Origin of the sequence: Trichocoleus sp. FACHB-40 (genome assembly GCF_014695915.1) — a bacterium.
In the GTDB taxonomy this organism is placed as follows: Bacteria; Cyanobacteriota; Cyanobacteriia; order Cyanobacteriales; family FACHB-T130; genus Funiculus; species Funiculus sociatus.
The window spans coordinates 204,088-215,737 of the sequence record NZ_JACJPF010000098.1 but is presented as its reverse complement, the minus strand read 5'-3'; the positions used below and the strand labels follow the sequence as shown (position 1 = coordinate 215,737).

The 11,650-nt window shown below is 45.8% G+C and carries 11 protein-coding genes; 6 read left to right on the top strand and 5 right to left on the bottom strand.

Features of this window, described 5'->3' with window-relative positions; translation table 11 throughout:
* Window positions 1–107 precede the first annotated feature (107 nt).
* Window positions 108–1,283: a histidine kinase gene (locus H6F63_RS21955; RefSeq protein WP_190639636.1), complete on the top strand. Its 1,176-nt coding sequence runs from the start codon at window positions 108–110 to the stop codon at window positions 1,281–1,283.
* A 55-nt stretch (window positions 1,284–1,338) separates the two neighbouring features.
* Here H6F63_RS21955 and mutT read toward each other — a convergent pair whose 3' ends face one another.
* The 3 genes from mutT to H6F63_RS21940 all read right to left on the bottom strand — a co-directional run bounded on the left by mutT (window position 1,339) and on the right by H6F63_RS21940 (window position 3,499).
* Window positions 1,339–1,749, bottom strand: a complete 411-nt coding sequence (gene mutT, locus H6F63_RS21950) for an 8-oxo-dGTP diphosphatase MutT (protein ID WP_190639552.1) — start codon at window positions 1,747–1,749, stop codon at window positions 1,339–1,341.
* 195 nt (window positions 1,750–1,944) lie between these two features.
* Window positions 1,945–2,292 (bottom strand): DUF760 domain-containing protein, encoded by a 348-nt coding sequence (locus H6F63_RS21945; protein WP_190423928.1) that lies wholly within the window; start codon window positions 2,290–2,292, stop codon window positions 1,945–1,947.
* Window positions 2,293–2,542: 250 nt separating this feature from the next.
* Complete coding sequence (locus H6F63_RS21940) at window positions 2,543–3,499, bottom strand: RNA polymerase sigma factor, RpoD/SigA family (protein ID WP_190423900.1); 957 nt, start codon at window positions 3,497–3,499, stop codon at window positions 2,543–2,545.
* A gap of 515 nt (window positions 3,500–4,014) precedes the next feature.
* On the opposite strand from H6F63_RS21940, the gene H6F63_RS21935 reads away from it, so the two are divergent.
* Complete coding sequence (locus tag H6F63_RS21935; RefSeq protein WP_190639551.1) at window positions 4,015–4,659, top strand: histidine phosphatase family protein; 645 nt, start codon at window positions 4,015–4,017, stop codon at window positions 4,657–4,659.
* 4 nt (window positions 4,660–4,663) lie between these two features.
* Entirely contained in the window at window positions 4,664–5,746 is a 1,083-nt protein-coding gene (locus H6F63_RS21930) for a glucokinase (protein WP_190639550.1), read from the top strand.
* Window positions 5,747–5,909: 163 nt separating this feature from the next.
* Here the strand turns inward: H6F63_RS21930 and H6F63_RS21925 are convergent, their stop codons facing one another.
* Window positions 5,910–7,199 (bottom strand): ABC transporter substrate-binding protein, encoded by a 1,290-nt coding sequence (locus tag H6F63_RS21925; protein ID WP_190639549.1) that lies wholly within the window; start codon window positions 7,197–7,199, stop codon window positions 5,910–5,912.
* Between the two features lie 370 nt (window positions 7,200–7,569).
* Here H6F63_RS21925 and H6F63_RS21920 point away from each other — a divergent pair, with 370 nt between their 5' ends.
* The 3 genes from H6F63_RS21920 to H6F63_RS21910 all read left to right on the top strand — a co-directional run bounded on the left by H6F63_RS21920 (window position 7,570) and on the right by H6F63_RS21910 (window position 10,738).
* Window positions 7,570–8,337 (top strand): YebC/PmpR family DNA-binding transcriptional regulator, encoded by a 768-nt coding sequence (locus H6F63_RS21920; RefSeq protein WP_190639548.1) that lies wholly within the window; start codon window positions 7,570–7,572, stop codon window positions 8,335–8,337.
* Window positions 8,338–8,577: 240 nt separating this feature from the next.
* Window positions 8,578–9,033 (top strand): orange carotenoid protein N-terminal domain-containing protein, encoded by a 456-nt coding sequence (locus H6F63_RS21915; RefSeq protein ID WP_190639547.1) that lies wholly within the window; start codon window positions 8,578–8,580, stop codon window positions 9,031–9,033.
* A gap of 484 nt (window positions 9,034–9,517) precedes the next feature.
* Window positions 9,518–10,738: an FAD-dependent hydroxylase gene (locus tag H6F63_RS21910; protein ID WP_190639546.1), complete on the top strand. Its 1,221-nt coding sequence runs from the start codon at window positions 9,518–9,520 to the stop codon at window positions 10,736–10,738.
* A 91-nt stretch (window positions 10,739–10,829) separates the two neighbouring features.
* Here H6F63_RS21910 and H6F63_RS21905 read toward each other — a convergent pair whose 3' ends face one another.
* Window positions 10,830–11,621: a hypothetical protein gene (locus H6F63_RS21905; RefSeq protein WP_242017551.1), complete on the bottom strand. Its 792-nt coding sequence runs from the start codon at window positions 11,619–11,621 to the stop codon at window positions 10,830–10,832.
* Window positions 11,622–11,650 lie beyond the last annotated feature (29 nt).

Genomic DNA, 11,650 nt, shown 5'->3' with positions numbered 1-11,650 from the left:
AAATAGATATTAAATTGAAAGCGGATCTTGGATTCTGTTCAACTGTCAGTTAGTCTCACTCACCGTCAAAGCGTCCCCGGTTGGTGCCAGTGCTGAAACCAGATTACATACAGGCAGCTCCTGAAAAACCTACCTCTTCTGAAGCGTCACTACAGCTAGTGCTGTTCGTTGATGAGCGTCCTAGTTCGCGCAAACAGATTCAACAAATACACAGTTATTTAGCTCAGCTCAAGGCACAGTATGCCTTTGAAATTCAGGTGATCGAGGTGGGGGAACAGCCTTATTTGGCTGAACACTTTAAACTTATAGCGACTCCTGCTCTGATTAAGATCCATCCAGAACCCCGACAGACTCTTGCTGGTAGTGATTTAGTAACTCAGTTGAAGAATTGGTGGCCTCGCTGGCAACTTTGTGTTGAGGAATATCAACAGAATTTACCACTCCCAACTGAGGCACCGACAACACAGACACCAAAATCAGCAATTAGTTCCGTTGCCCATTCCGCAGAACTTATTCAACTGTCTGACGAAATTTTTCGCCTTAAGAAAGAAAAAGAAGAACTGCTGGCGCAGCTAAAGTTCAAAGACCGGGTGGTTGCTATGTTGGCTCACGACCTGCGTAGTCCCCTGACAGCTGCCTCTCTGGCAGTGGAAACTATAGAAATAACCCAAAACTGGAGCAATGGTGGCGGCACTCCCAGGTTGACACCAGCGCAGATGCAGCAGTTAAGCAAACAGGCTCGTTCCCAACTCCGCGCTATGGACAGGATGATTACAGATATTCTGCAAGCTTCTAGGGGGACGAGCGCTGAATTACATATTAAACCTCTGAAGTTAGACTTGGGGGCGCTGTGCCATGAGGTTCTCAACTCCTTGAAAAATCGGTGTCAGGCAAAATCTCAATCCTTAAAAACTGATATTCCCAACGATCTCCCCTATGTTTATGCAGATGAAGAACGGGTGCGTCAGGTGATTGTAAACCTTCTGGACAATGCGATTAAGTACACTCCAGAAGGAGGCAAAATCCAGGTTTCAATGCTTCACCGCACTACACAGAAAATTCAAGTGAGTGTTGACGACACTGGCCCTGGCATCCCTGTAGAGAATCAAGACCGGATCTTTGAGGATCGCTATCGGCTGGAGCGAGATGAAGCAAAAGATGGATATGGGATTGGTCTTGGTTTGTGTCAGCGCATTATCCGGGCGCATTATGGGCGAATTTGGGTAGATTCGGCTTCTGATAAAGGCAGCAGTTTTCACTTCACCCTGCCAGTTTATCGATAGAGTTCTTTCCTCGTTCCCAGGCTGAGCCTGGAAACGAGCGATGAGAGAAGAATTGTTAATTTTTCCGCAGGGCGTTGATAATCTGGATATTAGCGGCGGGAAAGGGATACTGATCGAGTTGATCGAGTGTCACCCAGCGCACTTCTTCGGATTCGATGGGTTGGGGAATGCCTTTAAGGTGTTGGCAGTGATGGACGTTGAGGGTGATGCTAAATTGGCTATAGGTGTAGTCGATGACAATTAAGCGATCGCCTACTTCTATTTCAATTCCCAACTCTTCTTTGATTTCTCTTTTTATACATTCTACGACGGTTTCTCCAGGCTCGATTTTGCCGCCGGGGAATTCCCAAAGTCCGCCCATTAAACCGCCTGGGCGTCTTCGATCTATTAAAATTTGTCTTTGCTCGTTCCAGATAACAGCAACGCCAATTGACTTATGAGGAAGAAGCGCGGAAGTTTGGCTCATAAGAGAATCACTTTTCCTCCAAAATAGCAGAACTCGGCAGACTTACTTTCTCGTCTGCCGAGTCGCTATATCGGACGCTGTACCTTTATTTAGCCTGTACCTTGATTTACCGTAGCGTCCTGGCTGCAATCATCACCCAGCCAAGACGCTTGTTCTACAGGTATTTAAGAAAACTCGCACATCGCCTGGCGCTTATTACTCAGCTTCAAAAGAGTTGGCTTCAGTGGCAGCTTGTAAGGATTTCTCAAACGTCATTCGCTGTTCGGCGTTACGCAGAAAATAGCCGCTAATCATTGCCGAAGCCAGCAAACGCCCCAGATTTTCACGATTGGTAGTGACTGTAACACCAAAGTGTTCTGGTGGTAGATTCCCCAACAGCCCCACGATATTGCGTTCCATTACCTGAAACACTTCCTGAGAAGAGGGTTTGGAAAGTTGGGTAATCGTTTCTGGATTCATGGATTGGACGTATTGCCAAAGCAAGTTGCCGCCTTCTGAATCGTTTTCAAAGAATTCTGAGACTCGATTTGACGGGTTGTTCACCTTGTTCCTCCGTTCTTCAAGAGCGGCAGCTGCTCCCAGTTCTTTGCACCAGGATAGATTGCTGCTCATCTGTTGGTTGTACTGGTTGACCCGGAAACTCGCTCCGAGATTTATTTACCTTTATGTAAACAAATGTAGCAAGTTCATTAGCTGGGTACAGTGAGTAGAACCGAACTCAAAACGGCGGATTGTATCACCAGTTTCTGATTTGCTAATGGCTAATGGTAATAAACAATTAGCCATCCTTCTACTAGCTTGCAATATATTCCCGCATATCAGCTTTGCGCTTGCGGAGCTTGGAGAGGGCTTCTCGTTCAATCTGTCGCACTCGTTCCCGACTGATATTTAGGAGATCGCCTATTTTTGCTAACGTTAAGGCTTGCCCATCCGCCAAACCAAAGCGCAGTGCCAATACTTGGCGCTGCTGAGGGGTCAAATCTGCCATCAGTTTTTCTAAGTCAACTTGGAGAGATGATTGGGTGGCGAAGTCTTCTGGTGTAGGGCCATCGTCTTCCAATAACTCTACCAGTTCTGTATCCTGGTTATCGCCGACGCGCAGATCCAAGGAAAGCGGCTGACGCGCCCTTTCCAGGTACTCTCTGACTTGCTTGGGGGTTAGTTCTAGTTCGGCAGCAAGTTCAGCGGCTGTGGCGGCTCTTCCTAGATTCTGAGCTAGTTGGCGTTGGGCTTTTTTGATTTTGTTCAGCTTTTCGGTGATATGAATCGGGAGGCGAATTGTCCGTCCTTTTTCTGCGATCGCTCTGGTAATTGCCTGCCGAATCCACCAGTAGGCGTAGGTGGAAAATCTATAACCTTTGGTAGGATCAAATTTCTCGACCCCGCGCTGCATTCCCATTGTGCCTTCTTGGATTAAGTCCAACAGGTCAACGTTGCGCTTGATGTATTTTTTGGCAACCGACACTACTAGCCGCAAGTTAGCCTCCACCATCTTGCGTTTGGCTATCTCTCCTAGTGCGATCGCTTGCTGTAATTCTTTCTCTGACAACCCACTTGCATTTGCCCACTCTGCCTCAGTTGGCTCATGTCCTAACTGAGTTAAAAGTGTATTTTTCAGTTCTATTAAGACGGTTGAGCGCTGTACTTGTTTCCCAAAAAGGATTTCCTGCTCGTGCGTTAGCAGGGGAACGCGCCCAATTTCTCGTAGGTAAGCACGGACGGTATCTGTGGAGGTCTGAGCGGTTTTCATAGTGCTTAGTCTTTAATCAGAGCGATCGCTTGTTAATTATTGTAACATTCCTTAAAGCTGCTTTGTCTATCCCCAGAGGGGGTTTCCTAGCTTTACTTGCTTTCGGTATAGCTCTTTAAGAGGATACCCACGAACAGCCTAGATAATTGCATCTTGGAAAACAAAATGAGAAAAACTTTGCTGATGCTTGCTATAACGTGGGAAATTTGGGCAGTCAGGCGAGGAAACAAAGGCAGTAAGGTCTGAGAGTAGAAGGCAATACGGGCTATTGAAGCGCTAAATTTCGCAAAAATAAAAAACTTAAACTTAAATTAAGAATTTGCGGATACCAATGAGAAGATGGGGTAGCGATCGGTTCTATCATGAAAAGAGTCAAAACGCCTGACGACTAAAGGCTGCCGGGAGTAGGCTACCTTTTTCGAGCATCAAGGCTTGAGCCTGTGGGAATGAGTATATTTGAACGCAACAGAATGCGCCCTTAGCAACAGTGCCTGTAGGAATATATAAAAAAACGTATGACTCAAACTATCTGGATTGCAAGACACGCCAACCGTCTCGACTTCGTGAACCCCGACTGGTTCTTAACCGCCGAACGTCCCTACGATCCACCCCTCTCTTCTGATGGCGTGGTGCAAGCAAAACAACTGGCGCAACGCCTCAAAGGAGAAAGCATTGCCCACATTTTTGCCTCCCCTTTTTTGCGAACAGTGCAAACTGCTAACGAAGTGGCATCCGTCCTCGATTTATCTATAAAACTGGAGTCTGGCTTAAGCGAATGGCTGAATCCTCACTGGATGCCAGCAATGCCAGAAAAATTATCTTTGTTAACATTGCACGAGCAATTTCCCCGAATTGACCTGAGTTACACCTCTCGCGTTATTGCCAAGTATCCCGAAACCGGTGAAGAATCGCTGGAACGTTCCGGCGAAATAGCAAGACAACTAGCAGCATTTTCAGAAGATATTCTGCTGGTGGGTCACGGAGCCTCCGTCCTGGGTGCGACTATCGGGTTAGTAGGCGGCACACCCGAAAGCACCCAAGTCAACGCTGCTTTGTGTTGTTTGGTTAAGCTGGTGCGTGATGGTGAAAAATGGGTGATGGAACTCAACGGGGATACCTCCCACTTGAGTCAAAGCGAAAAAGTCATCCGGTTTCACTAGAGTTATGACCTTACTTTTGGCAGGCGATATCGGCGGCACCAAAACCATTCTGCGCTTAGTTAATGAGGCTGATGCTGAGGGATCATTACACACCCTCTACGAAGCGATTTACCCTAGCCGCAACTATCCCGATTTGGTGCCGATAGTGCAGCAGTTTCTCAAAGCTGCTACGGAGAGCATTCCCTCAGTTTCCCCGCCGTTGACGCAGGAAATGAAAGGGGGAGTGCTGGTGCCGCAAAAGGCTTGTTTTGCGATCGCAGGCCCTGTGGTCAACAATACCTCTACACTCACCAATTTAACTTGGTCGCTGGATGCCAAACGTCTAGAGCAGCAACTGGGAATAAAATCAATCATTTTAATCAACGATTTTGCCGCCGTTGGCTATGGTGTCTTGGGTCTAGCTGAGTCTGACTTGTACACCTTGCAAACTGGCAAACATCAGCCAGAGGCTCCCATTGGGGTAATTGGTGCTGGTACAGGCTTAGGACAAGGGTTTTTGATCCGAACGGCAGCCAATCTCTATCAAGTGTTTCCCTCCGAAGGCGGACACGCTGACTTTGCTCCCCGCTCGGAATTAGAATTTGGGCTGTTAAAATACTTGCTTGATAAGCACAATATCCAGCGTATTTCTGTAGAAAGGGTAGTTTCTGGGCAAGGAATTGTGGCGATTTACCAATTCTTGAGAGACAGACAAATTGCTACTGAAATGCCAGAAATTGGACAAACGGTCAGAACTTGGGAACAAGAAGCAGGCAGAAGTGAGAAAACTGTAGATCCAGCGGCTGTCATTGCCAAAGCTGCCTTAGAAAAAAGCGATCGCCTCTCGGAACAAACCCTACAATTATTTGTAGAAGCTTATGGTGCCGAAGCAGGTAATCTTGCTATCAAGCTATTACCTTATGGCGGTCTTTACGTTGCTGGTGGCATCGCTGCTAAAATTCTCCCACTTATAAAAGAGGGAAGTTTTCTTCATGCTTTCACCCACAAAGGTCGCGTCAGTCCTTTACTAGAACGGGTGCCAGTACATATAGTTTTAAATCCGCAAGTCGGACTCATCGGTGCTGCTATTTCCGCCTCCAGATTGTAGTCAATACTTTTCGGAGAGGTAAACTTCTCAAAGCCCTCAATTTATCGGATTGGGGGATAAAATGCGCTGTATCACAACGTTAACCGCGAAGTATTGTATCGTCGTTACGCAAAGGATTTTCCTTTGCGTAACAAGAGCGCAAACCTCTGCCGTACTTAAAGCGTTAAAAAATCAAATTTAGTCGCTGCTGGGAAGTATTGAGTGCTTCTTGAGGCGAACTTTTACCTAATAATACCCCCTCAAGCGCCCTGCCCAAATTTTCCGAGATTCGGTTATAACCAGGAAAAATAGGACGCGATCGCGCATCTTTTGCTTGTTCCAAAAACACCTTCAGCGCTGGCGACTTTGCAATAAATTCCTGATATTCTGCACTTTGCCGTGATTTGAGATTTACTGGTAAATAACCCGTTCCTATTGCCCACTGAGTTTGAAATTCTTCGCTGATAACGTACTGGGCAAACGTCCAAGCAGCGCGTTCTCGTTCCGGAGTTGTTTTGAGGATAAATAAATTTTCTCCTCCCATCGCCGTCGCCTGTTGCGTCTGTGCCGGAATTGGGAAAACGCCATAATCTACACCAGTTGCGTTCAATTGTCCCAGCGTCCAAGGGCCAGTAAGCTGCATTGCCACCTTACCAGTAAGAAAATTATCTAACTCATAACCGCGTTCTGGCAAAGACAAAACCGCTGATTTATCATCTATAAGATGCCGCCAGAATTGCAAGGCAGCGATCGCGCCCTCATTAACAAGATTCACACTCGCCCTATCATTCCCAATCGTAAAGTCGCCGCCGCCACTCCACATAAACGGCAACCACAGAAATACCGCAAATTCCCCTTTCCCCAAAGGCAAAAGCATCCCGTGTTGGTCGATGCGGTTATCCCCATCGCGATCGCTAGTTAAAGTTCGCGCAACTTGCCGCAACTCCTCCCAAGTTTTCGGCAACTGAGTAATTCCCGCCGCCTGAAACAGACTCGGACGGTAAAAAACTCCCACATTATTCGTCCCAAACGGCACCGACCAAGTATGACCCGCGTACTGCATCGATTCAAACAAAGCTGGGTCAACTTCATCACGTATCGGTGACGCATTTAACCAATCTTCCAAAGGACGAATAGCATCCAACTCCACCAGCTGACCCGTCAGCATCGGCGAAAACCACAACATATCCGGAGGCGTATTTCCCACCACCGCCGCCAGAATCTTCGGCAACTGCTGATCCGCCTGACCCACATAAAGCGATTCCACCTGAATATCTGGATGCTGCCGATTAAACTTATCCACCAACGACTGCAACACATCCCGATTCGGCGGCGGATTCACCCCTTGCCACAACGTCAACTTAATTACACCCACCTGTTGCTGCACTTGACATCCCGCCAAACATAGCAAACAGACACCCAACAGCAACCACCGCAGCAAAATGCGGCCCAATAGATCCAATCCCAGCGACATAATATAAAAAATTATTTAATACAAACAGATAGAATTAATCTTAACATTTATATAAATCAACATATTTAGATTTATAAGAATAATTACTGAAAGAACTATTTATAATAAATCAAAATTTACTATAATCAACCTAAATTCTTATTATTTTCAGCTATAAAATCTAAATTCCTCTCAATAAAAGATGCAAATCCACCACCTCTTCTTTCTATGCAACGTCTCTACTTAAATAGGATTGTTATAGAACCGCTAGACACTTACATCATCCCAAAATTTGATATAGCAGAGTAGGATTAATGTTGGATAGATAAGCCTCAACTTAACCTACAAGCTACAAGCTATTTTTGAATAAGCGTGTTAATGATTTGAGTGTATGGCAGGACATAGTAAGTGGGCAAATATTAAGCGTCAGAAGGCGAGAGTAGATGCGGTGAAGGGTAAGACTTTCACGCAACTGTCTCGCGCTATTATTGTGGCAGCTCGGAGCGGTATCCCAGATCCAGCAGGCAATTTTCAACTGCGGACGGCGATTGATAAGGCCAAGGCGGCGGGAATTCCGAATGATAATATTGATCGCGCGATCGCAAAGGGTGCTGGTACTTGGGAAGGTGGCGCTCAACTAGAAACAATCCGTTACGAAGGCTATGGTTCCGGCGGTGTGGCGATTTTGGTGGAAGCGCTTACAGATAATCGCAATCGTACCGCAGCTGACTTGAGAGCAGCTTTTAGTAAAAATGGTGGCAATCTCGGTGAAACTGGTTGCGTATCGTGGATGTTTGAGCAAAAAGGCGTTTGCACGGTAGTAGGTGCGGTTGAGGAAGAGGAGTTGCTGGAAGCGTCCTTAGAAGGCGGTGCTGAGTCTTATGAGCTGATTGAGGATGAGGATAATGAAGGTGCTGAGGTATTTACCTCGGTGGAAAATTTGGAGAGCCTTGAACGCACCTTGAAGGAAAAAGGCTTTAAAGTTGGTGGGGTGGAACTGCGCTGGATTCCCAACAATACGATGGAAGTAGCCGATCCAGAAATTGCGCGATCGCTCTTAAAATTAATCGACACCCTGGAAAACTTGGATGATGTCCAAAATGTCACCCCTAACTTTGAAATGGCGGATGAGCTGATGTCTCTGAGTCTAGTTTGTTAACTATATCTTTTTATAGGGCAGGCAAAATGCCTGCCCTACCCGATGTGACTAATTTTACACTGGGGAATAGATTATAGGCGATATGAGATATCTACATCTGTCGCGAGTAGCGATCGCTATATCTGTCTTCAGCGTGGTTAATCCTTAGCTCTGAGCTTATTAAATCTTAATATTGAGGCGAAACGAAAGTTCCTCAATATTTCATAGACAGACGATTTTACTAAGCATTCGGAGATTAAAATGACATTTGCAACCGATGAAACTACCAGAAAATCCTTAGAAACCTTTCAGCGTTTCGATGCGGATACTCAGCTTGGTATCCTGTGGTTTGGCTACCTCGACATCAAAGATCAACTGACACCAGCCAATGCCACTTCTGCTCAAGCAGAAGCCGAAACTATATATCATCACATCGTGGCGCTGCCCAAAGAGCAACAGCTACAGGTGCAACGCGATATCATTTCCAAAGCTGATAGCGATCTCAGCCGTGCATATGGCTCTATGAGTTCCAGTTCTCAGTTGGATATTTGGCTGCGTCTAGCACAAGGTATGGATAAAGGCGAAATCATCCAAGTGCCTTCTGACTATCAACTGCCAGAAGAAACCAATGAGTTTGTATCTCAGATCAAGCAACTCGGCTTTGAAGAGCGGATCAACTTCATGCGGAGTGCAGTGATTGAGATGGGTGCTAAGTAAGTAGCAAACATAGCCTGTCCACCCCCAGGCTTTAGAAGATTAAAAAGGCTGCTTAAAGCAGCCTTTTTAAGCCGCGTCAGACTTTATAGCGTTTCTCAGTTGGGTGGAATATATCGCGGTTCTAACGTTTGGTAGGGGCATAGCAATGCCCATTGGTGTCAACTTAACGTTAGCTTGGCGGTTGAAACCGCAGCTATACAAACAAAACCCGCCTGCGCGGGTTATAAGAATCTTGATCCGTTAGTCCGCGCAGGCGGACTTGGTTTTTGTATCCGCGAATTCATTCGCCGGGGCTTAAATTGACACCGATGAGCAATGCCATGTCCCTACAGATGTATCGCACCCAACCCTTGAATTGCTATAGCGACTGCACACTTTTGCCAGAAGTCCAGAAAAAATAGGCTCTGCCTTGCTCGCTTGGGCTATTCGCGTCAAAATAAAGAAAAGTAAATATTCTTATCTTGTTTGACAAATTTTGTTAAAAATGGCGCTGCAACAGACAGATAATTTTGACTACGACTTGGCAATTGTCGGCGGTGGTATTGTCGGGGCAACCCTCGCTTGTGCCTTGAAGGATTCCGGGTTGCGGGTAGTGTTAATAGAGCGATCGCGTCAATCTGCTGCTGTAGCCATAGGACGAGCATACGTCATTTCCTTGATGTCGGGGCGCATCTTCCAGGGAATCGGCATTTGGGATAAAATTTTGCCTCAAATCACTGAATTTGGGCAAATTAGCCTCTCGGATGCCGAAGATCCTCGCGTGGTGCAGTTCTATCCCCCGGATTTAGGTACGGAAAGATTGGGTTATGCGGCGGAACATCGGGTTTTGCTAACTGCTTTGCAGGAGTGTCTAGAAAATTCCCCGAATGTGTCGTGGCTGTGTCCAGCAGAAGTGGTGAACGCAGAATATAAGCCTGAAGCCGTAGAGATAGAATTGAGTGCGGACGGCGATCGCAAAGTTATCCGCACAAAGTTGCTAGTGGCGGCAGATGGGGCGCGATCGCGTATTCGGGAAACAGCTGGTATCCGCACCCAAGGCTGGCACTACTGGCAATCCTGCGTAGTGGCAACGATTAAAACCGAAAGACCCCATAATAATATCGCCTACGAAAGATTCTGGCCTAGCGGCCCGATGGGAGTTTTGCCGTTACCAGGAAATCGCTGCCAAGTTGTGTGGACTGCACCCCACGCGGAAGCGAAAGCTTTGAAGGAACTAGATGAAAAGGAATTTCTCGCAGAACTGGAACACCGCACAGGTGGAGAGTTGGGGCATTTGGAACTTGATGGCGATCGCTATCTTTTTCCGGTACAGTTGATGCACAGCGATCGCTACACTCTTCCCCGACTGGCTTTGATTGGCGATGCAGCCCACTGTTGCCATCCAGTAGCGGGACAAGGGATGAATTTAGGGATTCGGGATGCAGCTGCGATCGCGCAAATCTTGCAAACTGCCCACAATTCGGGTGAAGATATCGGGGATATCCGCGTACTCAAACGCTACGAACGCTGGCGGAAAACCGAAAACCTGACAATTTTAGGTTTCACCGATTTTCTAGATCGAATGTTTTCTAACAATTTCTTGCCAGTTGTAGCAATTCGTCGTCTAGGTTTATGGATGCTGCGGCGGATACATCCTGTGAAGAAGTATGCTTTGCAGTTGATGACTGGTTTAAGGGGTCGCCATCCAGAATTGGCTTCTCGCTAAAAATTGCCTCTGGCTGAAATATTAATCGGTAATACACTGCTACCTAATTACCAATTACCACCAGTGATGTTTAATTACTCTTACCTGCTAACTATGTAAATACACCTTCTTGTTCAGGGTTAAAAATGTATTCGTAGTCAAAAACTAAAGAATTAACATGACGAATAATTGAAAACCCAAAATGAGTCACTATATCTGTATTAAAAGTAGCCATGACTAGGTGAATTAATTTCTTTTCAGTAATGTTGGGTTTCTGAACAAAATAATTACGCCTTTCAAAAAACTTCTTTCTAGATGTAGGAACAATTATACCGTTGACTCGGTGAGCATATTGAATAGGTTTGATGTAGGTATTAAGAAATTCTTCTTGGTTTATCTGAAGTTGATACAACCTTTCATGTTGTAACCAACTCATACTAAACATCATTTTAATGAGTTCAAAACCCAAAATGTAATTAAATACGTTGTTTCGTTCTTCTGTACTCAGAACCAAGCGGAGAGCGGATTCTAAATATAAATCCGGCTGTCTGCTAACATCTTGAGCTGAATGTATATAAAACTGTCTAATATAACTTCTTAAGACAGTTTCACTTAGCTCTAGTTGAATCTGAAATTGTTTTAAATGTTCTTGAACACGTTGTTGAGTATTTTTGTCCTGAAGCCTTTTAGTAACTAAACCAGTTGCCGTATAATCATCTAAAAATTCGGCTTGCATTTCTGGAGTAGCCGCACACATTAGATGACACAAAGAAAGTACATAACGGCGCTGGTTCCAAGGCAAGCTTTCAGCCCACGTTTTGGCTTCCGGAGGCAGCTTATCAAGAATACTTTCTGAGTCGGTTTGGAATAAAATTTGCGCTTCCATAAATGCTTGTTCAGCCATGACTTGAATGAATTATAAGTAGGTATACA

Coding starts and splice junctions, on each gene's coding strand:
- mutT (WP_190639552.1), bottom strand. CDS start 1,749: ATGAGCCAAACTTCCGCGCTTCTTCCTCATAAGTCAATTGGCGTTGCT.
- H6F63_RS21940 (WP_190423900.1), bottom strand. CDS start 3,499: ATGAAAACCGCTCAGACCTCCACAGATACCGTCCGTGCTTACCTACGA.
- H6F63_RS21935 (WP_190639551.1), top strand. CDS start 4,015: ATGACTCAAACTATCTGGATTGCAAGACACGCCAACCGTCTCGACTTC.
- H6F63_RS21930 (WP_190639550.1), top strand. CDS start 4,664: ATGACCTTACTTTTGGCAGGCGATATCGGCGGCACCAAAACCATTCTG.
- H6F63_RS21925 (WP_190639549.1), bottom strand. CDS start 7,199: ATGTCGCTGGGATTGGATCTATTGGGCCGCATTTTGCTGCGGTGGTTG.
- H6F63_RS21920 (WP_190639548.1), top strand. CDS start 7,570: ATGGCAGGACATAGTAAGTGGGCAAATATTAAGCGTCAGAAGGCGAGA.
- H6F63_RS21915 (WP_190639547.1), top strand. CDS start 8,578: ATGACATTTGCAACCGATGAAACTACCAGAAAATCCTTAGAAACCTTT.
- H6F63_RS21910 (WP_190639546.1), top strand. CDS start 9,518: ATGGCGCTGCAACAGACAGATAATTTTGACTACGACTTGGCAATTGTC.
- H6F63_RS21905 (WP_242017551.1), bottom strand. CDS start 11,621: ATGGCTGAACAAGCATTTATGGAAGCGCAAATTTTATTCCAAACCGAC.